The sequence below is a fragment of the Metapseudomonas resinovorans DSM 21078 genome, assembly GCF_000423545.1.
Classification (GTDB): domain Bacteria; phylum Pseudomonadota; class Gammaproteobacteria; order Pseudomonadales; family Pseudomonadaceae; genus Metapseudomonas; species Metapseudomonas resinovorans.
Genome location: NZ_AUIE01000001.1, coordinates 517757 through 541086, shown reverse-complemented (window position 1 = coordinate 541086; position 23330 = coordinate 517757). Strand labels below are relative to the sequence as shown.

General features: G+C 63.3%; 25 protein-coding genes. 12 read left to right on the top strand and 13 right to left on the bottom strand.

Annotated elements, in window-relative coordinates:
- Positions 1 to 11 precede the first annotated feature (11 nt).
- The gene (locus G559_RS0102470; RefSeq protein WP_028626726.1) at positions 12 to 947 is read left to right on the top strand and encodes a DMT family transporter; all 936 of its coding nucleotides are present in this window, start codon (positions 12 to 14) and stop codon (positions 945 to 947) included.
- A gap of 203 nt (positions 948 to 1150) precedes the next feature.
- Here the strand turns inward: G559_RS0102470 and G559_RS0102465 are convergent, their stop codons facing one another.
- The gene (locus tag G559_RS0102465; RefSeq protein ID WP_036996747.1) at positions 1151 to 2065 is read right to left on the bottom strand and encodes a c-type cytochrome domain-containing protein; all 915 of its coding nucleotides are present in this window, start codon (positions 2063 to 2065) and stop codon (positions 1151 to 1153) included.
- 285 nt (positions 2066 to 2350) lie between these two features.
- Between G559_RS0102465 and G559_RS0102460 the strand changes: the two genes are divergently transcribed.
- Entirely contained in the window at positions 2351 to 2677 is a 327-nt protein-coding gene (locus tag G559_RS0102460; RefSeq protein WP_028626724.1) for a hypothetical protein, read from the top strand.
- A gap of 46 nt (positions 2678 to 2723) precedes the next feature.
- Here G559_RS0102460 and G559_RS0102455 read toward each other — a convergent pair whose 3' ends face one another.
- Both G559_RS0102455 and G559_RS0102450 read right to left on the bottom strand, forming a co-directional pair.
- Positions 2724 to 2984, bottom strand: a complete 261-nt coding sequence (locus G559_RS0102455) for a DUF3509 domain-containing protein (protein WP_028626723.1) — start codon at positions 2982 to 2984, stop codon at positions 2724 to 2726.
- A gap of 265 nt (positions 2985 to 3249) precedes the next feature.
- The gene (locus G559_RS0102450) at positions 3250 to 4086 is read right to left on the bottom strand and encodes a CvfB family protein (protein ID WP_028626722.1); all 837 of its coding nucleotides are present in this window, start codon (positions 4084 to 4086) and stop codon (positions 3250 to 3252) included.
- A gap of 273 nt (positions 4087 to 4359) precedes the next feature.
- On the opposite strand from G559_RS0102450, the gene G559_RS0102445 reads away from it, so the two are divergent.
- Positions 4360 to 6690, top strand: a complete 2331-nt coding sequence (locus G559_RS0102445) for an LTA synthase family protein (protein WP_028626721.1) — start codon at positions 4360 to 4362, stop codon at positions 6688 to 6690.
- Between the two features lie 87 nt (positions 6691 to 6777).
- Here G559_RS0102445 and G559_RS28390 read toward each other — a convergent pair whose 3' ends face one another.
- Positions 6778 to 7458 (bottom strand): TetR/AcrR family transcriptional regulator, encoded by a 681-nt coding sequence (locus tag G559_RS28390; RefSeq protein WP_051246342.1) that lies wholly within the window; start codon positions 7456 to 7458, stop codon positions 6778 to 6780.
- An 82-nt stretch (positions 7459 to 7540) separates the two neighbouring features.
- On the opposite strand from G559_RS28390, the gene G559_RS0102435 reads away from it, so the two are divergent.
- Positions 7541 to 7774, top strand: coding sequence for a DUF2855 family protein (locus G559_RS0102435; protein ID WP_028626720.1), 234 nt, complete (start codon positions 7541 to 7543; stop codon positions 7772 to 7774).
- Between the two features lie 189 nt (positions 7775 to 7963).
- Here the strand turns inward: G559_RS0102435 and G559_RS0102425 are convergent, their stop codons facing one another.
- Positions 7964 to 9256, bottom strand: a complete 1293-nt coding sequence (locus G559_RS0102425; protein WP_028626719.1) for a phospholipase — start codon at positions 9254 to 9256, stop codon at positions 7964 to 7966.
- A 183-nt stretch (positions 9257 to 9439) separates the two neighbouring features.
- The gene (locus G559_RS0102420; protein ID WP_028626718.1) at positions 9440 to 10498 is read right to left on the bottom strand and encodes an HAD family hydrolase; all 1059 of its coding nucleotides are present in this window, start codon (positions 10496 to 10498) and stop codon (positions 9440 to 9442) included.
- A 216-nt stretch (positions 10499 to 10714) separates the two neighbouring features.
- Here G559_RS0102420 and G559_RS0102415 point away from each other — a divergent pair, with 216 nt between their 5' ends.
- Positions 10715 to 11692 (top strand): zinc-dependent alcohol dehydrogenase family protein, encoded by a 978-nt coding sequence (locus tag G559_RS0102415; RefSeq protein ID WP_028626717.1) that lies wholly within the window; start codon positions 10715 to 10717, stop codon positions 11690 to 11692.
- Positions 11693 to 11975: 283 nt separating this feature from the next.
- Here the strand turns inward: G559_RS0102415 and G559_RS0102410 are convergent, their stop codons facing one another.
- On the bottom strand, positions 11976 to 12263 hold the full coding sequence (locus G559_RS0102410) for a DUF1294 domain-containing protein (RefSeq protein ID WP_028626716.1): 288 nt from the start codon (positions 12261 to 12263) through the stop codon (positions 11976 to 11978).
- Positions 12264 to 12266: 3 nt separating this feature from the next.
- Entirely contained in the window at positions 12267 to 13598 is a 1332-nt protein-coding gene (locus G559_RS0102405) for a DEAD/DEAH box helicase (protein WP_028626715.1), read from the bottom strand.
- A 137-nt stretch (positions 13599 to 13735) separates the two neighbouring features.
- On the opposite strand from G559_RS0102405, the gene G559_RS0102400 reads away from it, so the two are divergent.
- On the top strand, positions 13736 to 14281 hold the full coding sequence (locus G559_RS0102400) for a dihydrofolate reductase family protein (protein WP_028626714.1): 546 nt from the start codon (positions 13736 to 13738) through the stop codon (positions 14279 to 14281).
- A complete protein-coding gene (locus G559_RS0102395) occupies positions 14278 to 14682 on the top strand; it encodes an NUDIX hydrolase (RefSeq protein WP_036996744.1) in 405 nt (134 codons plus the stop codon). The genes G559_RS0102400 and G559_RS0102395 overlap by 4 nt, the downstream gene beginning before the upstream one ends.
- Here G559_RS0102395 and rarD read toward each other — a convergent pair.
- The 3 genes from rarD to G559_RS0102380 form a co-directional block, all read right to left on the bottom strand.
- The gene (rarD, locus tag G559_RS0102390; protein ID WP_028626712.1) at positions 14650 to 15546 is read right to left on the bottom strand and encodes an EamA family transporter RarD; all 897 of its coding nucleotides are present in this window, start codon (positions 15544 to 15546) and stop codon (positions 14650 to 14652) included. The two genes, G559_RS0102395 and rarD, sit on opposite strands and share 33 nt — an antisense overlap.
- Positions 15547 to 15957: 411 nt before the next feature.
- Complete coding sequence (locus G559_RS0102385; RefSeq protein ID WP_028626711.1) at positions 15958 to 16557, bottom strand: FMN-dependent NADH-azoreductase; 600 nt, start codon at positions 16555 to 16557, stop codon at positions 15958 to 15960.
- Positions 16558 to 16718: 161 nt separating this feature from the next.
- On the bottom strand, positions 16719 to 17033 hold the full coding sequence (locus tag G559_RS0102380; protein ID WP_028626710.1) for a hypothetical protein: 315 nt from the start codon (positions 17031 to 17033) through the stop codon (positions 16719 to 16721).
- Positions 17034 to 17142: 109 nt separating this feature from the next.
- Between G559_RS0102380 and G559_RS0102375 the strand changes: the two genes are divergently transcribed.
- The 5 genes from G559_RS0102375 to G559_RS0102355 all read left to right on the top strand — a co-directional run bounded on the left by G559_RS0102375 (position 17143) and on the right by G559_RS0102355 (position 21950).
- Positions 17143 to 18069, top strand: a complete 927-nt coding sequence (locus G559_RS0102375; protein ID WP_028626709.1) for a LysR family transcriptional regulator — start codon at positions 17143 to 17145, stop codon at positions 18067 to 18069.
- A 13-nt stretch (positions 18070 to 18082) separates the two neighbouring features.
- Positions 18083 to 18892 carry an alpha/beta fold hydrolase gene (locus G559_RS0102370; RefSeq protein WP_028626708.1) on the top strand — a complete coding sequence of 270 codons (810 nt, stop codon included), beginning with the start codon at positions 18083 to 18085 and terminating at the stop codon, positions 18890 to 18892.
- The gene (locus tag G559_RS0102365) at positions 18886 to 19440 is read left to right on the top strand and encodes a peptidylprolyl isomerase (RefSeq protein WP_028626707.1); all 555 of its coding nucleotides are present in this window, start codon (positions 18886 to 18888) and stop codon (positions 19438 to 19440) included. The genes G559_RS0102370 and G559_RS0102365 overlap by 7 nt, the downstream gene beginning before the upstream one ends.
- A 57-nt stretch (positions 19441 to 19497) precedes the next feature.
- On the top strand, positions 19498 to 21330 hold the full coding sequence (locus G559_RS0102360; protein ID WP_028626706.1) for an ABC transporter ATP-binding protein: 1833 nt from the start codon (positions 19498 to 19500) through the stop codon (positions 21328 to 21330).
- Positions 21331 to 21665: 335 nt separating this feature from the next.
- Positions 21666 to 21950: a DUF2790 domain-containing protein gene (locus G559_RS0102355; RefSeq protein WP_028626705.1), complete on the top strand. Its 285-nt coding sequence runs from the start codon at positions 21666 to 21668 to the stop codon at positions 21948 to 21950.
- On the opposite strand, the gene G559_RS0102350 is transcribed toward G559_RS0102355, so the two are convergent.
- Together G559_RS0102350 and ccoM are read right to left on the bottom strand one after the other, a co-directional pair.
- Positions 21951 to 23078 (bottom strand): GNAT family N-acetyltransferase, encoded by a 1128-nt coding sequence (locus G559_RS0102350; protein WP_028626704.1) that lies wholly within the window; start codon positions 23076 to 23078, stop codon positions 21951 to 21953. It lies immediately after the preceding gene.
- A gap of 103 nt (positions 23079 to 23181) precedes the next feature.
- A complete protein-coding gene (gene ccoM / locus G559_RS31080; protein ID WP_028626703.1) occupies positions 23182 to 23298 on the bottom strand; it encodes a cytochrome c oxidase subunit CcoM in 117 nt (38 codons plus the stop codon).
- Between the last annotated feature and the right edge of the window lie 32 nt (positions 23299 to 23330).

The following is a 23330-nucleotide window of genomic DNA, read 5'->3' as shown; positions in this document are numbered from 1 at the left end:
CGAGTCGAACGATGAAACCCTCCCGCCTTCCCCTGGACTGGTTCGCCTGTGGACTGATGTTCGTCCTCTGCATCTGCTGGGGTTTCCAGCAGGTGGCGATCAAGCTGACCCTGGATGACGTGCCGTCCATCCTGCAGCTGGCCATCCGCTCCGGCGGTGCGGCCCTGGTGCTGGGCGCCCTGGTGCTGTGGAAAGAGGGCCGCGGCGCTTTCACCGACGGCACCCTGCTGCCGGGCATCGCCGTCGGCACGTTGTTCGCCCTGGAATTCCTGTTCATCGGTGAAGGCCTGAACCACACCAGCGCCTCGCACCTGTCGGTGTTCCTCTACACCGCGCCCATGTTCGCCGCCCTCGGACTGCACCTTATGTTGCCCGAGGAACGTCTCTCGCCCGTCCAGTGGCTGGGGGTGCTGGTGGCGTTCGGTGGTATCGCCACCGCCTTCCTCGGCCAACCCGCCGGCGCACCCGGCAATGTGCTGCTGGGCGACGCCTATGCCCTGTGCGGCGCCCTGGCCTGGGGTGCCACTACGCTGGTGATCCGCGGCTCATCGCTCTCCGAGGCCAACCCGGTGAAGACCCTGTTCTATCAGCTGTTCGGCGCAGTCCTGCTGCTGACGGTGGTGGCCTTCAGCACCGGCAAGACCGACATGCAGCTGACTCAAAGGGCCGTGATCAGCCTCGCCTTCCAGGTGGTGGTGATCGCCCTGGTGAGCTACCTCGCCTGGTTCTGGCTGCTGCGTCGCTACCTGGCTACGCGCCTGTCGGTGCTGTCCTTCATGACCCCGTTGTTCGGTGTCACCTTCGGTGTGCTGGTGCTGGGGGAGACAATCGACACGTCCTTCGCCATCGGCGCCACCCTGGTGCTGGGAGGCATCGTCCTGGTCAGCGGCGCCGAGCTGCTGCGTGGCCGCCAGCAACGCAAGGTGCTCGCCCCTTCCGAGGCCTGATCGGGCTCTTCTAGCCTCGCGCTTCTCCCGCTAAGTGAGGGAAGCACGTTGAGAGCGCTATTCCCGGGATTGCGCCTGCTGCCATTGACGGCGACGGCACAGGTCTGTCGCCTGGATGGTACGACCAGCTCCTCAGCCCTAAGGCCGTCGCAGGAAGAGCGGTTGCCGTAACGCTTAACAATGGGAAAGCGGCTCCCCCCCGATCAACGCCGGCGGATTCGTTCCACCAGCACCCTGCCGTCCGCCCCCCAGCGCCCACGCACTTCCACGTAGTCCCCCACATCGGGCGACTTGTCGATGCGCGTGCCGGGACCGACCACCAGCTGCAACGAGTCAAGGGTCCAGCCCTCTCCCAACACCCCCTGCAACCGCACCCGCGCGCCAACCGGGCTGGGCGACGGCTGACCGTTGGCGTCGCGAGCTCCCTGATCGATCCAGTCCACGATCAGCTGGATTTCCTCTTCGCTGAGAAAGGGCGGACCGTCGTAAGGCATCTGCGGCCGCGACTGGCCACGGATGCGGCGCACCAGCTCACTGGCACCCGCGGCACCCGGTACCACCCGCACACGTTCGTCGCGGTCGAGGATGGCGGAATACGCGTTCAGCAACAGGCCCTCTGGAGCCGAGCCCATCAGACCGTAAGGGGAATGGCACTTCACGCAGCGACTGGCAAAGATCGGCGCAACATGTTCATAGGTCACCGGCTGTCCCGCTGGCGGGCGTTGCAGCGGCAACGCCGAGAGGGTGGCGTCGGCAGGCTGGCTACCGGCCTGCAGGCCACCCGCGATCCAGCGCTCGAACAGCGCGATCTCGGCGTCACTGAGAAAGGGCGGCCCGGTCATGGGCATACGCGGCTGACTCTGCCCTTTGAGGCGCCGGATCAACTCGCTGCCCGACGGGTCGCCGCGCGCTACCACCTGGCGGCGGATACTGCCTTTGAGCAGTTCATCGAGACTGGTCAAGCGCAAGCCAAGCGGTGCCGCTTCGCCGGCGTGGCACATCACGCAGCGTGCCTGAAGGATCGGCCGGATATCGTCGAAGCTCACGTCCTGCGCCATGCCCAGCGCTGGTACCAGGAGCAGCGAGCACAGTTTGACCCGCGCCAGGACTTTGCCCATTTCGACTCTGCCTCCAGTGTGGGTTGCCTCGCTAAGCCTAGTGAAACAACTCAATCTGCGTAGTCTTGCGGAACCCCTCTGCAATCCGCCGGTCAGTCTATTCGAGGCCGGCGGATGCCGACCCCAGGCCCCGGGTTCCTTACAGTCGCCGCTGTGGGCCCCGGGGCTTTCTTATGCGCGCAACGTCAGAAACGTCCGCACACAGAATCGCCGCGCGGGCGTGTTTCCTCGGCGCCTGCTGTAAGCAATGATGGCCGCCGCGTGTCGCAACTGGAGAATCACTGCATGAAACCTGTCCCCCGCCTCACCGCCCTGCTGCTTAGTGCCGGCCTGTTGGCCAGCCTCGCGGGCTGCGACCTGGCCGAGGAGTCGGCCAACAAGCTGGCGGAGAAAGCCGAGTCAGCCGCCCAGGAGATCGCCCGGGAAGCCATCGGCGAAGCGGTCAACGAGCTGAACAAGAAAGTGGACGAAGCCCAGGCTTCGGCCAAGGAACTGCTGGGAGAACAACAGCAGAAAGACGAGGCGCGCGATGAGCCACCGCGTACGCCATCGAACAAGGAAGGGGAAAAGGAAGGGGACGCCATGCTGCCACCTTCCGGAATCGAAACCTGATCGTTCAAGTCTCCGGCCGCGACGTCCCAGTCGCGGCCAACCCGCCTCAGGCGCGCAGATAGCGCGGCAAAGGCTTCCGATGCAACACCTTCAGCGACTCCACCGGCGGCACTTCACCCTGCTCCAGCGCCAGGTCGCGCTTGAGCGTACTGACCAGCCAATCCAGCTGTACCGTCGCCGCCACCACGCGCTGAAAGAGTTTTCCCTCGCGTTCCAGCGTCAAGACGAAACCACCATCGGGCCGAGGTTTGGTACTGAGTTCGTATTCCGGAAAGGCGCTGATCAGCTTGTCGAAATCCAGATCCATGTCTTCTCTCCTAGAAAAATGATTGCTCCTGCACCCCACTTGCAGCGTGCATGCCGGACCTAAGACAACTGAAATCCCAAATAAATCAGTCTGTTACATTTTTTTTAACAAGTTTTTCCATGCATTGCGCACGATTCGGCCATTCGCCAGCGTGCAATTTGCAAGGCCAACACAATGCAAAGCCCCCGTCTGGAGCAACTCCAGAATCGGGGGCTTTGTATTCAAGGCCGCGCGGGACGTGGCCTGAGGGGATTTCAGTGGCGGCTCAGACGAGCTCGATGCGGTCGTCTTCGATGCGGATCAATCCCTGCTTGAAAAGGCCGCCAATGGCCTTCTTGAAGTTGCCCTTGCTGACCCCGAAACGCTGGCTGATGACCTCCGGCGGACTCTTGTCGGACAGGTTGAGTACGCCGCCTTCCGCACGCAGCGCGGCAAGGATCTGCTCCCCCACGCCACTCACTGCCTCTGCGCCCTGCGGTTGCAGGCTCAGGCTGATCTTGCCGTCGGGACGAATTTCCTTGATGTAGCCCTTCTCGCGCATGCCATTACGCAGGAACTTGAAGACTTCGTTCTTGTGAATCAGGCCCCAGTGCTGGCCGTTGATGATGGCCTTGAAGCCCAGGTCGGTCTTCTCCACCACCAGCAGGTCCACCTCCTGGCCCGTCTTGTATCGCGGTGGAGTGGTGTCCAGGTAGCGGTCCAGGCGAGCGGTGGCGGTGATGCGCCGGGTGCGCTTGTCGAGGTAGACATGCACCACGCAGTAGTCGCCTACCTGCAGCGGGCGCTTCTCTTCCGAGTGCGGCAGCAACAGGTCCTTGGGCAGGCCCCAGTCGAGGAACAGGCCAACGCGGTTGATTTCCACCACTTTGAGGCTGGCAAAGCCGCCGACCTGCACCTTGGGTTTGAGGGTGGTAGCCAGCGGACGATCTTCGCTGTCCAGATAAAGGAAGACGTTCAGCCAGTCCCCGACTTCGCTGGGCTCATCCTTTGGCACATATCGATTGGGCAGCAGGATCTCACCATCCGGACCGCCGTCCAGGTACAGGCCGAAGTCGGTGTGCTTGACCACCTGAAGTGAATTGAACCGCCCGATAAGTGCCATCTTCGCTACCTCTGTATGTCGAGGCGGCATTCTACCTGCTGGCCGGTTGGCGAACCACGAGCATCCGTAGATTGCGGCGGCGCTCCGTGAAGCCAGGCAAACGCACCTTTCATCGGCGATTGAGGCACAAAAAGGCGCCTGAATTTTCATTCTGCAAAACTGTCTACTGGCCGCTAGCACAACGATGTTTCAGAATCGTGTCGTCGCAAGTGCGACCTCCATGTATTCCGGCATCACTCGACGGATTCTCACTGTCACATCTCAGGAGTTCCTGTGCGCCCATTCAGCCAATGGCTGTCGCAGTCCCTATCGCTCGCAACGCTTGGCGTGCTCTTCCTGGTGATTCCCCTCGCCAGCCGCTACTGGCTGGGTTGGTCAAATCCCTTCGGCTACCTGTCCGACCTCGCTTTTGGCAGTTTCCTGCTCGCATTGCTCTATGGCCGTTCGCTCTGGCTGGCGCTGCCACTGATGCTGCTCTGGTGCGTGATGATCCTGGGCAATGCCGAACTGGTCGGCGCAGTTGGCCGGATGCCGGAACCGGGTGATCTCAAGTACCTGCTCGACCCGCAGTTCGTCAGTCACTCCACCCAGGGCGGCGGCATTGCCCACCCCTACCTGGGCATCGCCCTTGGCGCCAGCGTGCTGGCCTGCCTGCTGTGGTGGCGCCGCCGGCATCGCCCGCTGAACTGGAAATGGTTCGCCGCGCCGGCCGCCCTGTTGATGGGGCACGTCACCCTGCAGTCCGTGCAGCCCAGCGACGCCGACCAATGGCAACAGTTCAACCTGCCCCACAAGCTGATGGCCAGCGCCGTGAACAGCGGCCAACTGGCGGTCGAAGACTGGCTCGATGGCGACCAGCCCGATACGCCACCGGACATCGCCGGCCTGGCACGCCTGGACCTCGACGGCATGCCCCTGCTCCAAGGCCCCGGCCGCGCACGCAATGTGCTGGTGATTGCCCTGGAAGGCATCCCCGGCGCCTACATCGCCGCCAACCGGGCGGCAATCAACAGCAGCTACCAGGACTCGCTGATGCCCAAGCTCAGTGCCTGGGCCGAACGCGCCATGACCACGCCCGATTACGTGCTGCACAGCCACCAGACCATCCGTGGCCTGTACGCCATGCTCTGCGGCGACTACAGCAAGCTGGACTCGGGCACGCCCAAGGGACTGGAACTGCTGCACAACCCGGCCCGCTCCAAGGCCTGCCTGCCCTCGCAGATGCATCAGCAAGGCTTCAGCACCCATTTCCTTCAGGGCGCCGGACTGCGCTTCATGGCGAAAGACAAAATCATGCCGCAGATGGGATTCGACAAGACCCGCGGGCGTGACTGGTTCCCCAACAAGGCCTACCTGGAATTTCCCTGGGGCATGGACGACAAGGCCTTCTTCGAAGGTGCGCAGACCTACGTGAAGCAGCTGCGCCAGCAGAAGAAGCCCTGGATGCTCACCTTGCTCACAGTCGGCACCCACCAGCCCTACTCCGCTCCGACCGAGTACCTGATGCGCTATCCGGACGCCAAGAAGGCTGCCATCGCCTACCTGGATGACGCAGTAGATACCTTCCTCATCGGCCTTGAAAAACAGGGCGTACTGAAAAACACCCTGGTGATCGTCACTTCTGATGAATCCCACGGCATCGAGAATGTCCGCCTCGCCTCAGCCTGGGGCTTCAACCTGGTGCTGGCCCCCGAGCAGGCCTCGCTGCCACCCATCAAGAGCGGCGTCTATGGCCACGTCGACCTGACCACCTCGATCCTCGACTACTTCGGCTACCGGGTACCGCAGAACCTGTCTGGCCGCTCGCTGTTCCGCGACTACGCCAGCGGCCGCGAGATGATGTCCTATACCAACGGCAAGCTGCGCTACCACGACGGCAAGGACACGTTCACCGAATGCGACTTCCGCCAGGTCTGCCGGCGTTACCAAAGCGAAGGTTTCATTGCCGACGAAGCGCGCTACCTGGGCAGCGACAGCGGCAAGAAGGCCCGACTGGTTGCCCAGCGCGCCATGCTCCTGGACCAGTCACTGCAGGGCGGCACCCTGGGTCAGGAGTACCAGTTCGCCACGCGTGAACGCATCCGCCTGAAGGAAAAAGCCAAGGATGACTGGGCTGACAATCTGATCGGCGCACAGTACATGGAACTGCCGAAGCACAGCCGCACCAGTGTGCAGATGACCATCAAGGTGCTGCGCATGGACAAGCAAGGTGCCCAGCTGCGGCTGAAGGCCAAGGAGTTCGAGCGCGACGTGGCCCTGCCGATTCCGGAGATGCCACTGCTGAAACAAGGCAAGCCGCTGAAGGTCAACTTCGCCTTTGACAACCCCGAAGCGCGCAAGGCCTTCTCCTTCCACCTGCTCGCCGAAGGCCGTGGTGTGATCGAAATCAGCGATTTCCGAGTCACCACTGAACCGCTACCGCCCCCTGCCGTGGCCGCCGACAGCGGTCAGGTGGCGCAGAAGCGCCCGCTGCACCCCATCACCACCCTCTTTGGCCTGCTGGCCCGCCAACAGGACGCCGTGGAGGGCGACCTGGAGAATCCGGGCGAAGAGCGTGCTGTGCTGCCGGAAAACACCGAGTTGAAGCTGCAGCAGTATCACTGAGCCCTGCTGATTCCCAGGAACGAAATCGATCGCGATGGGCGGCCACGCCGCCCCATCGCTCCTGCGGACCGGCGATTGAGCGGGGGTCTAACCCTTAAGGTTCAAGGAGGGCGGTGACTTCAGGGCGTCCGCTGCGCGTGCAAGCTCCATGAGGATGCGTGCGCAGCATAGTTCCTCCATCTCCAGCAACCAGGCCTCGACCTGTTGGCCGGATAACTGGGCGGTCAGTCCGTAGCGGCGTCCGCCCCAGACGGCGATAAAAAGCGCATCGATGCTCTCCGGACGCGGCTGGCGCGGCAGGTCGGCGCACGCGGCCACCGCCTCGCGCCACTTGCCGGCCAGTTCCTGATACACCCGCTGGTGGTGCCAGGGCTCGGCGATGGCACGCTCCAGTTCCAGGAGTTCGGCATCGAAGAAAGGCCGCGCCTGTTCATCCAGCTGCCCGCAGGACAATCGCACCAGACGTCGTACTCGGGTTTGCCAGTCGAGTCCGGTGGCCAGAACCACCTCGCGCTCCAGACGCTGCATCAAGAGCTCGACCTGATGGCGAATGTAGCCGGAGAGCAAGGCTTCCTTGCTGGGAAAGTAGTCATAGAGGGTACCCACCGCGACGCCCGTTTCCAGGGCCACTGCACGGGTGGTCACGCCACTCCAGCCGCGCTGGCGGAGAATCCGAACAAAGGCGTCGAAGATGGCTTCCACCGTGAAACGGGCACGTGCCTGGGTGGGGCGCTTGAGCGGTTTGTTGCGGGGCTTTGCAGGTTGCATGGGGACCTCTGCCGGTTTCCGAACCCGCGGTGCGGGAGCCCTTGTTAGCCTGTTCCGACCTCTTCCACAGCCGGAGCCGGAAATGCCAAACCGCAGCACAGTATCACGTCTTTTCACCCGTAAGGACGCCCTCCATCAGACCCGTCTGGTGTGCCAGGAAACGAGCCTTGAAGCCGCCGAGGGCAAGATTGTCCTGCGCCTGGACCTCTTCTCCCTGACCACCAACAACATCACCTACGCCGTCTTCGGCGACTCCATGCAGTACTGGCAATTCTTCCCCACCGGCGAGGAAGGCTGGGGCCACATTCCGGTGTAGTGGGGCCCGGAACAGGTCAGCCGGCACATTAGCGAAGGGCTGCTGGATTTCTACCAGCAAGTCAGCCGACCGCCCCTGGCTAAGCGTGGTGGAAGGCCAGGGTTACGAAGCGGCGCAGGCCCTGATCGCCGACCTTTTCCACGGCCGGGTGGCCGCAGACGAAGGTCATGTGATCCGTCTCTGAGAGGTTCAGGGCAAAGTGGCCCGCGTGGCGTTGCGGCTGTGAGCGCCAAAATGGCGGATCAGCCGCACCAGCGCCTGGTTGAGCTGGACGTCCTCGGGCAACGGTGCGAGCTGGTTGCCCTGGCTGAAGCCACTTTGCGCCTGCCCCCCAGCCAGCCAGTGGCCGATGCGAGCGTCGAAGTCGTCCGCGGCATCGTAGGACTCCTGTGACACCACCCTTAGCAGGGACTCGCCATCAAAGGGTGGATAGTCACCGTCCGTGCGGTTGTCGGCGTAGGCGCGCAACAGCGGGCTGTCGTTGCTGCCTTCCCGCAGCAGCTTGCGCAGCCAGTCGGCCTGGTACTGCTCCACCTCGGTGTGCCGGTTAGCCACCTGTTCGATAGCCGCCAGCTTGTCGCTGTCCAGACTCACGGCGGCCTTCAGCGCGACCCAGATCAGCCGCGGCGTGCCGTGCCCCGGCAGGGCCTTGGCGTGGTAGGGCTGGGTCAGGTCCTGGATGTAATGCAGGCCCCAGCCGAGGAAGCGATAGCCCCAGTAAGGGTGGCCACTCTCGAAGGCGAAGCGCGCCAGGCCCAGATACTGGTAGACCCGCACCTCGGGATAGGTTCGCGCCAGGTAGGGTGCAGCGTGGTAAATGATCTCGTCCTCGTGGTAGTAGCCGATATGGAACGGCGCCTGGGACGAGTATTCGAAGCGGGCATCACCGAAAGGCTGCTTGCCGAAGTTGTAGCGGGCACCCACTTCACCCGGATTGTCGCTGAACAGGTTGATGTCGTGACCGTAATCCGGCTCATCGGCGGCGCTGGCCACCACTGCCAAGGCCGGCAGCATCTCGCCGGGATGCACCTGGTAGAAGCGCCATTCGCGCCACAGGCTGAGCTTGCGGAAGACCAGCACGTCGGAGGCATCCAGCGGCGCCCGCCCGCTCCAATCCATGCCTGGCAGGGCCTGGACGAAGTAGGCCAGCTTGATCTCCGGATTCACTCGCAGCGCCATCAGGAACGCCTTGCGACGGTCACCACCGTGGAGAGGGATCCAGCGCAGGTCGTCGGGCCGGGCTGGGTAACCCGACAGGTTGTCGCGGAAGAATTCTTCTTGCTCGTCCAGCAACTGCTCCAGAGCCACGCCCTCCTCTTCCAGGAAGGACTCCAGGCTTTCCACCTGCACCGGCGGCGCGTCCTTGATCTGCGGCAGGCCGGCCAGCGCCAGGGTGGTCCCCAGGGCATGGTTGGACCAGGCCAGCGCTGCGGATGGCAGGCCGGCAAGGCTCAGGCTGAGGGCGAGCGCCAGGTGCTTCATCGATCACTCCATGACAGGGGTTCGAGCAAGGCCCGGCAGGGTACCAGCCACGGCGGGCAGCTTCACTGTCCAGCCAGGACAGCCAGACTCACCGATCAAGCCGACAGGAACGACTTCAGTGCAAAGCGCGCAAGCGAAGCGGCCGCCCAAGGGCGGCCGCTTCCGTAGAGCCAGTTCAGGATTTCACTGAATATCTTCGGGGATCACCACCACCCAGTTCTTGTCGGCCGTCACCGGCAGCCCCTGCCTGGCCTGGGCTTCGGCATTGCGCTTCTGCATGGCAGTGATCTGATCCATGTACTTGGCCTTGCGGTTGACCCACAGGTTGATACCGCCTTTAGCGACATCGGTGCCGTGGAACATCATGTAGCCGTCACTGATGGGCGTGTCGCCGGCGGCCAGGATCGGCTTCTTCCACTCGTCGATGTAGGTCAGGATTGCCGCGTACTTACCGGACATCCAGGTGGCCGGAGTCCAGAGGTACGGGGTCAGCTCCAGGTCGAGGTTAGCCTTTTCGTCGTACTTGCCATCGGTGATCTGCTTGCGGCTGGTGGTCACGGCCCCCGTCTTGCGGTCCTTCAACAACGTGGTAACGCCGATGACGTTCTCAGGTTTCACGTTGTAGCCGTACCGCGGGTCGGACGCGACCATGCGCACCAACTCTTCCAGGGCGGCGGTAATGATGTACACCTCGATACCGTTCTCGCTGAGCTTGTTCATCAGTTCCTTCTGGCCGGTGAAGATCTTCGGTGGGTTGATCTCGATGGTCTTCACCTCGTCCCCGTCGTAATAGGTGGCGGGAATCGGCTTGCCATAGGCCATCAGCTCGTCGACGTAGCCCTTCAGCTCACGCAGGGTAAAACCGGAAAACACCTGGGCGACCCAGGGGTAGCAAATCAGGTCGTCCGCTTCGCAAAGGCGGTAGTAGTAGCTGTTCAGGCTTTCCTTGTGGCCTTTCACGTCCTTGAAAGGAATCAGCTTGAGCGAAGGGTCCAGCTTTTCGCGGGTGAGTACGCCCTTCATCTCCAGGAACGGCAGCAGGGACTCCTCCAGGTCGTAGCGGTAACTGGTGTTATCCATGTCGAACACAGCGAAGTTGCCCTGATTGGCGTGCTTGGCGATTAGCGCATCCAACTGCTTGGCGGCGGGCTCCGGCCAGTGCTTCAGCTCGGTGGCGGCCTGGGCGGCGCCGGCCAGTCCGAGGCACAGCACGGCGGACATCAATGTCTTGGCGATCTTCATCTTCTTATCCCTTTGATGGGTTGCGTGAGCGTACGGAAGCCCTACTCCGGCTTCGCCGCCGAACCTAGCAAAGGCCCCGCCCGACTCCAGTTCCAGAGCGACCTCCGCCGTCCTCATCGCGCCACCGCATCACTGATGCAAATGCCGGGGGATTCAGCGCCTCTCGCCCGCCAGCGGCTAGACTCAAGGCCCCTCAGAGCCGCCAGGAGAAGCGTCATGCTCAAAGCCGAATACCAGACCCGTGGCCCAGTGCCCCAGGACGTGATCGAAGCCGTGGAGTTCGAGCTGCCGCCGGTGGGTGCTGGCCAAGCGCTGGTGAAAGTGCTGGCGGCGCCGATCAATCCTTCAGATGTACTCACGCTCACCGGCGAGTACGGCATGCTGCCGCCGCTGCCCGCCATTGGCGGTAACGAAGGCGTGGGAGAAGTCGTGGAAGTGGCCGCCGATGTGACCAACCTCAAGCCCGGCCAGACCGTGCTGCTGCCGGTGGGCTGCGGCACCTGGCGCACCCACCTGATCGCTGACGCCAAGCAGCTGATCCCGCTGCCCAGCGCCGACCCGAAGCAACTGGCGATGCTCACCGTCAACCCGCCCACCGCCTACCTGATGCTGCGCGACTTCGTCGAGCTGCAAGCAGGTGATTGGGTGATTCAGAACGCCGCCAACTCGGGGGTCGGCAGCTACCTCATACAGCTGGCGAAGATTCGCGGACTGAAGACCATCAACGTGGTGCGCCGCGACTCGGCGGTGGCCAGCGTACAGGCCGAAGGCGGTGACGTGGTGCTGGTAGACGGCCCAGACCTGCCCAAGCGTGTGCGCGAGGTCACCGGTGGCTCGCCGGTGAAGCTGGGCATCGACGCCGTGGGCGGCGCCTCCACCGACCACCTGGCAGCCAGCCTCGCAGAAGGAGGTGTGCTGGTGAACTACGGCCGCATGAGCGGCGAGCCCTGCCAGGTCAACCCCGGTTCCTTCGTGTTCCGCGACGTGACCCTGAAGGGTTTCTGGTTGGCCCGCTGGTTCCGCCAGGCCACCCCGCAGCAGCAGATGCAGCTGTTCGGTGAGCTGATCCAGCTGATCGCCAGCGGCAAGCTCAAGGCACGCATCGCCGCCACCTATGACATCAGCCAGATCAAGGAAGCCGTCGCCGCCGCAGCCAGTGGCGAGCGCGAGGGGAAGATCGTCCTGGTGCCATAAGCGCCCTCACCCCAGCCCTCTCCCGCAAGCGGGAGAGGGCGCAGCGCGTGGCCTATCCGAACTTCGACGCTTTCCAGAAGGGGCGAATTTATTCGCTCTGTCTGCGTTAGCTATTGCGAGAGATTGACCATCGGGCCAAGAGCCTTGTAGGAGCTGGCTTGCCAGCGAAACGCCGCGATTCGCTGGCAAGCCAGCTCCTACGGGCGATGCAGGTGCTTGCAACACGTAATGCAGACACAGCCAATTCATTCGCCAAGCGGGCCGCAGGTCAGCCGCGCTCGCCTCAATGCAATACCCAGAACCCCAGCAAGCCCAGGTGCATGGCCACTATCAGCCAGAATTTCACCTGGTAGGCGACCTTGCGGTTCTTGTGGCGGATCAGCCTCTGTGCCAGCAGGCCGCCCGGCCAGCCGCCCAGTAGTTCGTACAGGTGGAGGCGGGACTCGGGAGTACGTTGTGCTCCGGCCACGGCGAAGCGCTTGTCGCGCCAATAGGCAACGAAGCAGACCAGGCTCATTGCCGGGTAGATGAACAGCAACGCCTGGGCGGGCCAGGCGAGCTCGATTGGCACGCGTTACTCCGCTGCCGGCTTCTTGCGCTTGAGCGGCGCCAGGCCGTCACCGCTCACCACGCGGGATTCCTCTCGCGGCTTGCTTGGCTTGCGCTTGGGCGCAGCAGACTTGGCGGGGGCTTTCTTGTCGCCTTTCTTGTCGGTCTTTTTCTTCTTGGTGCCAGCGGCCTTGCCAGATGCCTTGACCTTCTTCGGGCCGGTGTAAGTGCCCTTCAGCTCCTTGATGACCCGGCGCTCGAACGTCTGCTTGAGGTAGCGTTCGATGCTGGACATCAGGTTCCAGTCGTTGTGGCAGATCAGCGAGATGGCCAGGCCCTCGCCACCGGCACGACCGGTCCGGCCGACACGGTGCACATACTCGTCGCCGGAGCGCGGCATGTCGAAGTTGATCACCAGGTCCAGGCCTTCGATATCCAGGCCACGGGCGGCGATGTCAGTAGCCACCAGCACTTTGGTGCCGCCCTGCTTCACCCGTTCGATGGCCAGCCTGCGGTCCTTCTGGTCCTTGTCGCCGTGGAGTACGAACGCCTTGTAGCCACCCGCCACCAGGTGCCCATAGAGACGATCGGCTTGGACGCGGGTGTTGGTGAAGATGATCGCCTTCTGGTAGGTCTCATTGGCCAGCAGCCAGCGCGCCAGCTGTTCCTTATGTTCAGGATGATCGGCCGTGATGATCTGCTGGCGGGTGCTTTCGTTGAGCTGGTCGACGCTGTTCAGGCGCAGGTGCAGGGGGTCGCGCAGCACGCTGGCAGACACATCGCGCAACGCGGCGCCACCGGTGGTGGCGGAGAACAGCAGGGTTTGCTGGCGGCTGGCGCACTCGTTGGTCAGGCGTTGCATGTCCTCGGCGAAACCCATGTCGAGCATGCGGTCGGCTTCGTCCAGCACCAGCACTTCCACCTCCTTGAGGTCGAGAGTACCGGCATTGAGGTGCTCGATAAGGCGCCCCGGGGTTCCCACCAGGACGTCCGGCAACTTGCGCAGCATTGCCGCTTGCACCTTGAAGTCCTCACCGCCGGTAACGATGCCGGACTTGATGAAGGTGAACTGGGAGAAGCGCTCCACTTCCTTCAGGGTCTGCTGCGCCAGCTCACGGGTCGGCAACAGGATCAGCGAACGGATGCGCTCGCGCGGCTTGGCCTCGCCGATCAGGCGGTTGAGCAGCGGCAGGACGAAGGCGGCGGTCTTGCCACTGCCGGTCTGGGCGGTCACCCGCAGGTCGCGCCCTTCCAGGGCCGGCGGAATGGCCGCCGCCTGCACCGGGGTCGGCTCGACGAATTTGAGTTCGGCAACGGCCTTGAGCAGACGTTCGTGCAGGGCGAATTGGGAAAACACAGGGCTACCTCGATCGAAAGCGTAAATAGCTGCATAGGTTACCCGGAGTCGCGAGCAAACGCCCGAATTCCGAGCGACGCAGCGACGGAAATACCTCGCCGGTATACGCTCACTCCACCCGATCCCGGAGCCCGACCATGCGCGCAGCCCTGATCTACTACGTCGCCGCCAGCCTCGATGGCTACATTGCCCGCCCCGATGGTCGCGTCGACTGGCTGAAGCCCATTGAAGAAGCAGGCGACGACCACGGCTACCAGGCTTTCTACGACAGCATCGACGGTCTGTTGATGGGACGGGTGACCTACGAGACCGTCCTGGCCTTCGGCGGTGACTGGCCCTATCCCGGCAAGCCCTGCACCGTACTGACCCGCGGCGACCTGCCGCAAGCCGCTTCAGATGTTCGGATCTGCCATGACACGCCGACCCAGGCCATCGAGCAAATGACTGCCGCCGGCTGCAAACGCATCTGGCTGGTGGGAGGTGGATCGCTGGCGGGGACCTGCTACTCTGCCGGCCTGCTCGATGAACTCGTGGTCAGTTTCATCCCCCACCTGCTGGGCGCCGGTATCCCGATGTTCGCCACCGGCCTGGAACGCCGACTCCAGCTCCGCGAGCAGCGCAGCTTCCCCACCGGCGTGGTGCAGCTGCACTACCAACTCCTGCCCGAAGCCGAATTACCATGACCACCCTGAATATCGCCGCTGCCTGCCTGCTGGACCCGCACGACCGCTTACTGCTGGTACGCAAGCGTGGCACCCACGCACTGATGCTGCCCGGCGGCAAACGCGAGGCGGACGAAAGCCCGCTCCAAGCCCTGCAACGTGAACTCTGGGAAGAACTCCAGCTGCGCCTGGACGCATCGGCCCTGAAACCCCTGGGCCGCTTTCGCGCGCCTGCCGCCAACGAGACGGATACCTGGGTGGATGCCGAAATCTTCGTCGCCCGCCTGCCCCACGCCGTGGAGGCTGCAGCCGAGTTGGAGGAACTGGCCTGGCTGGAGCCCGGGGAACCCCATCCGGAGAATTTGGCCCCGCTGCTGCGGGACCACGTGCTACAGGCCCTTCCGGGCCTGCTTGCGAAGTAGGTGGGCGCTGTCCCAGCCGATCAGCAGCACGGCCAGCCAGATTGGCAGGTAGGTCCAGAGCTGGGCAGGGTTGAAAGGCTCGCCCAGGAAAGCTACCGCCACCGCGAACAGCAGCACCGGTTCCACATAGCTGAGAATCCCGAAAAGCCCCAGGGGCAATAGCCGGCTGGACGCCATCATGGCGGCGAAAGCGAGAGTGCCCAGCAGCCCCAGCCCAGGAATCAGCCACCAAAGCTGCGGCGCCTGGCTGAACGCCCCAGGTGGCGAATAGCTCGCGATCAGCCAGATGGCCAGGGGCGCCAGCACCGCCATCTCCAGGATGAAACCGGACAGCGCATCCAGTCTCATCCAACGACGCAGCATGAAGTAAGGCGGGTACCCCAGGGCGGTAGCCAGGGTAAGCCAGGAAAAGGCACGGGTCAGCCAGAGCTCATGGAGCACACCTGCCAGCGCACAGAGCACCGCCAGCAGTTGCAGTGGTCGCAGATGCTCGGCGTAGAACACCCGGCCAGCCACCACCATTGCCAGGGGCAGCAGGAAATAGCCAAGTGACACTTCCAGCATTCGCCCCTGCAACGGCGCCCAAAGGAACAGCCCCCATTGCAGGCCAATCAGCGCCGCCGCCAACGGCAGGGCTGCCAGCAACAAGGGTTCGCGCCGCAGCCGACCAAGTACCGAGATGAACGTCGACCACTGTCGGGTCAGCATCAATAGAAAGAGCACCGCCGGAATCGACCAGAGCACCCGTTGGGCGAAAATCTGCACGCCATCCAGGGGCGCGAGCTCACCCACGTAACCCGGCATCAGGGCAAACAGGACCGACGCCGTCAGCGACAGCGCGACACCACGGCCCGACAGCCTCATGACCGCCTCGACACGTAGGAAAGGGAATGAAGCGAACTCATCTGGGGCCTCACAAAGCAGCCGGCGAACATACGCCTTCCTTGCCGCGAGCGGAAGCTTAACAAGGGGCAAAGTTGACCAACCGGGCAGACCCGTCGTCGGCATTGTTGAAAACGGCATGGCGTGGGAATCCAAACCGGGCACAGGCCCCCTCCTCCCCAAACCGCTCCCAGCGAGAATAGGCTCGGCGTGCCATGACTTACCGCCAAGCCAGGCAGGCATGCTGGTGTGAACCCGCTCATTCGCGAAAGCAGGTCGCCGGCCTTAATCTCTCCATTCCTCAAATAAAAAAGCCCGACCTGAATCAGGCCGGGCAGTCAGCAGGCGTCCACGGAGCGGTGGAGCACCTGGCGGAGCTGGGGAGCTAACGGATCAAGCCACCTGGGCCAACTGAGCCCTGGCCAAAGCCAGGCCTTTTTCCTGGAACTCACCGCCCAAGTTCAGGCCTTCGGCGTGGATAAAGGTCACGTCATGGATACCGATGAAGCTCATGGCCTGGCGCAGGTAGGGTTCCTGGTGGTCCATCGGGCTACCGGAGTAGATGCCGCCGCGAGCGGTCAGGACGATCGCGCGCTTGCCGGTGAGCAGGCCTTTCGGGCCGGTTTCGGTGTACTTGAAGGTGACGCCGGCACGCAGCACATGGTCCAGCCAGGATTTCAGGGTGCTGGGGATGGCGAAGTTGTACATGGGGGCCGCCATCACCAGTACGTCGGCAGCCAGCAGCTCTTCGGTCAGCAGGTTGGAGCGCTGCAGGGCAGCCTTCTCGCTTTCGCTCTGCTGGTCGGCGGGTTTCATCCAGCCACCCAGCAGGTCGGCGTCCAGGTGCGGTACCTGGTCCACCGCGAGGTCGCGAACGGTGATTTCATCGGCTGGGTGAGCAGCTTGCCACTTGGCGATGAAGTCCTGGGTGAGCTGGCGGGAAACGGAACCTTGCTGGCGGGCGCTGCTTTCGATGACGAGTACACGGGACATTTGGGCTACCTCCATCGCGGGGTTGATTGCGTCGATGGGGCGCAGATTATGTCGTCACAAATCGATAAAAAAGCGTAAATATCCGCTACAACATATCAAGAAAGTTGATTTGTAGCAGGAGGGGCACTAGGCTGGTTCCTGTGCCCGAATCCGCGTCCCGGCTACCTCGGATTGCAAGTCAGCTTGATCCGCAGCTTGATCACCGCGCGAGTGAAATTGGCGGTCAGGTAGGCGCTCTTGCCGCTCTCGATGAGCGCCTTGCGCACCCTGGGAGTCTCCGGGCCGTTGACGAACACTGCCTTGCACTCGGCCGTGGTCCCGCCCAGGTTCTGGATATTGATGGCGGCCAGGTTGTTGTCGATGTCGGTGGTGTCGTAGACGATCTCCGCGCCGTTGTACTGCTTCTCCACCTCGATGGGGTAGGCGAAGGCCAGGGTTGGCAGCAGGGCGAACAAGGCACAACACAGTTTTTTCATGGGCGATCTCCAGTGCAGAGAACGCGAGCTTAACAGAGCGCCGCAAGCGACATCAGCGCCATGGGCGCGCGCAATTTGCCGGCATAAGTAGCTAGAGGAGCAGGACAGCATGAAAGCCCCGCGCGTTACCCTGGACCAGTGGCGCACCCTCCAGGCCGTGGTGGACCATGGCGGCTTCGCCCAGGCTGCCGAGGCTACGCACCGTTCGCAATCCTCGGTCAGCTATACGGTCGCGCGCATGCAGGAACAACTGGGCGTCCCCCTGTTGCGCATCGAAGGGCGCAAGGCGGTGCTGACCGAAGCAGGCGAAGTGCTGTTGCGTCGTTCGCGGCAGTTGGTCAAGCAGGCCAGCCAACTTGAAGAACTCGCCCACCACATGGAGCAGGGCTGGGAGGCCGAAGTACGCCTGGTCGTCGACGCGGCCTACCCCAACGCCCGCCTGGTGCGGGCACTGTCCGCCTTCATGCCGCAGAGCCGCGGTTGCCGAGTGCGCCTGCGTGAGGAAGTGCTGTCCGGTGTCGAGGAGGTGCTGCTGGAGGGCTCCGCGGACCTGGCAATCACCACCCTGGACATCCAGGGCTACCTGGGTGCCGGCCTCGGTTCGGTGGAGTTCATCGCGGTCGCCCATCCCGACCATCCCCTGCACCGACTGCAACGCCAGATCAACTTCCAGGACCTGGAGAGCCAACTGCAAGTCGTGATCCGCGACACCGGGCGCACCCAGCCACGCAACGTCGGCTGGCTGGGCGCCGAACAACGCTGGACGGTGGGCAGCCTGTCAACCGCCGCCAACTTTGTCAGCAGCGGCCTCGGTTTCGCCTGGCTGCCACGCCACCTGATCGAACGGGAACTCCAGGAAGGCCAGCTCAGGCCCTTGCCCATGGAGCAAGGCGGCAGCCGCCATCCCTCCTTCTATCTCTACGCCAACAAGGACAAGGCTCTTGGGCCGGCCTCGCAGATCCTGGTCGAACTGATCAAGACCTTCGACTCCGCGCCACTCGACGTTGCCTTCGCGGCACCGGTTTCCAGCATCTGACAGGAGGTCATGCATGTCCTACTTCGAGAATGATGGTTGTCAGCTTCACTACGAGGATTACGGCCACGGCATGCCGGTAGTGCTGGTCCACGGGCTGGGTTCGAGCACCCGAGATTGGGAGTACCAGGTCCCAGCCCTGGCCGCCCACTACCGGGTGATCGTCCTCGATGTGCGTGGCCACGGCCGCTCCGACAAGCCGCGCGAGCGTTACAGCATCGCTGTTTTCTCCGATGACGTGACGGCACTGATCGAGCACCTCGGGCTGATCGACGTCCATCTGGTGGGCATCAGCATGGGCGGCATGATCGGTTTCCAGCTCGGCGTCGATCATCCCGAATTGCTGCGCAGCCTGACCATCGTCAACAGCGGACCCGAGGTGAAGCCCCACTCGCCGAAGGACTACCTGGAAATCGCCAAGCGCTGGATCTTCTCGCACCTGCTCAGCCTCGACCGCATTGCCAAGGCCCTGGGCAGCCTGTTGTTCCCACTGCCCGAGCAGGCCGACCTGCGCCGCAAGATCGAGGAACGCTGGCCACAGAACGACAAACGCGCCTACCTCTCGGCCTTGAACGCCATCATCGGCTGGGGCGTACGGGATCGCCTGCGACGCATCCAGTGTCCTACCCTGGTGATCACCGCCGACCGCGACTACACCCCGGTTTCGCAGAAAGAGGCCTACGTAAAGGAGATGCCCAACGCTCGCCTGGTGGTCATCGAGAACTCCCGTCACGCCACGCCGCTGGACCAACCCGACCGCTTCAACACCACCCTGCTCGACTTCCTGGCCGAAGTGGAGCGCAACAAGGAACAAAACCCATGCTGAAGAAACTCGTCCTGGGCGCCTGCGCCCTGCTCGTCTCCCTCACCGTTATGGCCGCCGACAAGCCCCATGTGCTGTTGACCACCAGTGCTGGGGAAATCGAAGTGGAACTGGAGGCCGATAAGGCCCCGGTCAGCGTGAAGAACTTCCTCGACTACGTGGACGCCGGCTTCTACAACGGCACCGTGTTCCACCGCGTGATCCCCGGGTTCATGATCCAGGGTGGTGGTTTCGACACCGACATGAGCCAGAAGGACACCCGCGACCCGATCAAGAACGAGGCGGACAATGGCCTGCGCAACCTGCGCGGCACCCTGGCCATGGCCCGCACCCAGGCAGTGAACTCCGCCACCAGCCAGTTCTTCATCAACCACAACGACAACGCCTTCCTCGACCATGGCAGTCGCGACTTCGGTTACGCCGTGTTCGGCAAAGTGGTGCGCGGCATGGACGTGGTCGACCAGATCGCCAACGTGCCCACCGGAAACCGTGGCATGTTCCAGAACGTCCCAATGCAACCGGTGGTGATCCTCTCCGCCAAACGGCTCTGATCCTCTTGGCCCGGGCAGGACGCCCGGGCCAACCGCTCTTCCTCGGATGGACTCGCCATGCTCTTCCAACGCTTCGAGCGCCTGATCGACACGTTCCGCCAGGCGCCAGACGAGATGCCCCCGCGCAGTGTGCTGCGCTTCTATGTCCATTACCTGCGCCAGGTCTGGCCGATCTTCAGCGCCCTGTTGCTGGTCGGGCTGATCGTTGCCCTGATCGAGGTCGCGCTGTTCAGCTTCCTGGGTCGCGTCGTCGACCTGGCACAAAGCACACCCAGCGGGCAGTTCTTCGCTCTGCACGGCCATGAACTGGCCTGGATGGCCCTGGTGGTCCTGCTGCTGCGCCCGCTGTTCAACAGCTTGCACGACCTGCTGGTCCACCAGGCGATCACCCCCAGCCTGACCAACCTGATCCGCTGGCAGAACCACCGCTACGTGCTCAAGCAAAGCCTGGGCTTCTTCCAGAACGACTTCGCCGGACGTATCGCCCAACGCATCATGCAGACGGGCAACGCCCTGCGCGACTCGGCGGTGCAGGCGGTAGATGCTCTCTGGCACGTCCTCATCTACGCCGTCAGTTCCCTGGTGTTGTTTGCCGAGGCCGACTGGCGCCTGATGCTGCCGCTGGCGATCTGGATCGCCGGCTACATCGCCGCCATCGCCTACTTCGTCCCCAAGGTCAAACAGCGCTCGGTGGAGTCCTCTGACGCACGTTCCAAACTGATGGGGCGTATTGTCGACGGCTACACCAACATCACCACCCTCAAGCTCTTCGCCCACACCCGCAAGGAAGAGGACTACGCCCGCGAGGCCATCGACGAACAGACTCGCAAGACGCAGATGACCGCACGGGTGATTACGGCCATGGACGCCACCATCACCGGCATGGGCGGCGCACTCATCGTCACCACCTGCGGCCTGGCCCTGTGGCTGTGGAACCAGGGACTGATCAGCGTCGGCGCCATCGCCCTGGCGGCCGGTCTGGTGATGCGTATCAACAGCATGTCCGGCTGGATCATGTGGGTCGTCACCGGCATCTTCGACAACATCGGCCAGGTCCAGGACGGTATGCAGACCATCGCGGTGCCGCGCCAGGTGACCGACAGCAGGAGCGCCAAACCGCTCGAAGTCAGGCGTGGCGAAGTGCGCTTCGAGGATGTCGCTTTCCACTACGGCAAAGGCAGCGGTGTGATCGAGAACCTCGATCTGCGAGTGCGCCCCGGCGAGAAGATCGGCCTGGTCGGGCCCTCGGGCGCCGGCAAATCGACCCTGGTCAACCTGCTGCTGAGGCTCTACGACCTGGAGGGCGGGCGCATCCTCATCGACGATCAGGACATCGCCCTGGTTACCCAGGAAAGCCTGCGGGCGCAGATCGGCATGGTCACCCAGGACACCTCGCTGCTGCACCGCTCCATCCGCGACAACTTGCTCTACGGCCGCCCAGGAGCCAGCGACGCCGAACTGCAGGATGCCATTCGCAAAGCCCGAGCCGATGAATTCGTGCCGCTGCTCTCGGATGTCAGTGGGCGCTGCGGCTTCGACGCCCATGTCGGCGAGCGTGGCGTGAAGCTGTCCGGCGGCCAGCGCCAGCGCATCGCCATCGCGCGCGTATTGCTCAAGGACGCGCCCATCCTGATCCTCGACGAGGCCACCTCGGCACTCGACTCAGAAGTGGAGGCCGCCATTCAGGAAAGCCTGGAAACCCTGATGCGCGGCAAGACGGTGATCGCCATCGCCCACCGCCTTTCCACCATCGCCCGCATGGATCGCCTGGTGGTGCTGGACAAGGGTCGCGTGGTCGAGAGCGGCAGCCACACGGAACTGCTGGAGCACGGGGGCCTGTACGCACGCCTCTGGCAGCACCAGACCGGCGGCTTCGTCGGCGTGGAATGAGCCCCGCCGCGCCGCACTACTGACAATCCGACTTCATCCTGTAAATCAGGCATTTCGATCGTCACTGGCACAGCCGATGATTCATGACCACGCCCTAAGGACGTGGCTTCCCAATTTCAAATGAATTGATCGGGACCGTGAACGCTCCGCTAGACCAGGAAAGGGAAAATTTCCAGAAGTGCGACAAACGGTCGCAGCGCCTCTAGTTCGGGCAATTCCGGGTGATCAAAAAACGCTCAAAGCAGGATCATCGAAGGGGGTCACTGAACTAACCGTTCTCGATGGGTCAGATAAAGTCCCTTGTAAGCGAAACCCAACAGAGGAATACAAGCCTTATGAAAATGGCCTCAGTTGTCAGCGCCCTGCTCTCCAGCCTCGCGCCCAGCGTATTCGCCCAGGATGGCCTTCAGAATCAAGGTGCCGGAGTGGCGCCAGTGGACTACCACTACGGGATGGAGATCGACGTCCAGAAAGTGCTGCACCGCACCGATACCTCCCAGAAAATCGGCGTCGTGCCGGTCACCCTCGTCTACGAAGACAGCGAAGGTGAAGTCCGCAAGATCCGCTTCCTCGAGTGGGGCGGCAGCACCATCACCCCCGACACCCCCCAGATCGGCTGATCAGTCTCGCCGATAGGGCAGCAGGCCACGCGCCTCTTCCGCGTAGGCCAGCACCCCACCCCGCTCCTGCACCAGGAAATCGTCCACCGCGGCACGCAAGCCAGGATGGGCCAGCCAGTGCCAGGAGCGGGTGATCACCGGCTCGAATCCTCGAATCAACTTGTGCTCACCCTGGGCCCCGGCATCAAAGCGCTGGAGCCCTGTGGCAATGGCCTGGTCGATTCCCTGGTAGAAGCAGGTTTCGAAATGCAGCCTGTCGAACTCTGCCAGACACCCCCAGTAGCGCCCGTAAAGGGTGTCGCCCCCCTGTAGCGAAAACGCCATGGCAACCGGTCGGTGCGATTGCAGCGCCAGCACCACGCGAATGGCCTCCGGCATCCGTTCGGCCAGCAGGCTGAAGAAGGCACGCGTCAGGTAGGGCGCCTGGCCCCGCACCCGATAGGTGTTGGCATAACAGGCGTAGATGAAATCCCAGTCCGATTCCTCCAGTTCCTGGCTGCGGCGCCACTGGAACTCGATCCCCTGCCCCGCCACCTGCTCACGCTCCTTGCGGATCTGCTTGCGCTTGCGCGAACTCAGGGCGTCGAGAAAATCCTGGAAGTCCCGATAGCCGTGGTTGCGCCAGTGGAACTGGCAGCCCAGGCGTTCCAGCCAGCCTTCACGGCCACGCAGGTGATGGTCGGCAAAGGCATCGGTGAAGTTGATGTGCAGCCCCGATAGATCGTCAGCGGCGACATCGGCCACCACTGCATCGAGCAGTTCGCCGGCCGCCGCGTCATCCACCGCCAGCAACCGCGCACCACCTACCGGAGTGAAGGGTACCGCCGCCAGCAACTTGGGATAGTACGGGATACCAGCGCGCTGGCAGGCATCGGCCCAGGCCCAGTCGAAGACGTACTCGCCGTAGGAATGGCTCTTGAGATAGGCCGGCAGAGCAGCCTTCAGCTCGCCGTTCGCCCCGCGTAAAAGATAATGGGCCGGGTGCCAGCCGCTGCGGCCGCCCACGCTGCCGCTTTCTTCCAGGGCGCAGAGAAAGGCATGCTGCAGGAATGGCTGGTCGTCCGGCAGCAAGGCATTCCAGTGCTGCGGATCGATTTCAGAAAGGCGGGAAAGGGTCTGGATCGGCATGGCGCCAGTCTGGCGCGGGCCGCGATGGAAGAAAAGCGGGAACAAAAAAATGGGCGACCGAAGTCGCCCGAGGTGCCTTGCGTGCCTGTAAACCCGGAGTGACTCAACGCGGTTTGCGTTTTTGCGAGTCCTTCCAGATGAAGTAACCAACCCCGGCGAAGAAAGCGACCATGAGACCGACGGTGCCTATACCGGCGAGAACCACTGTATCGACGAACATGATCTGCCTCCTGCGTGTGGCGTTGTTGCTTC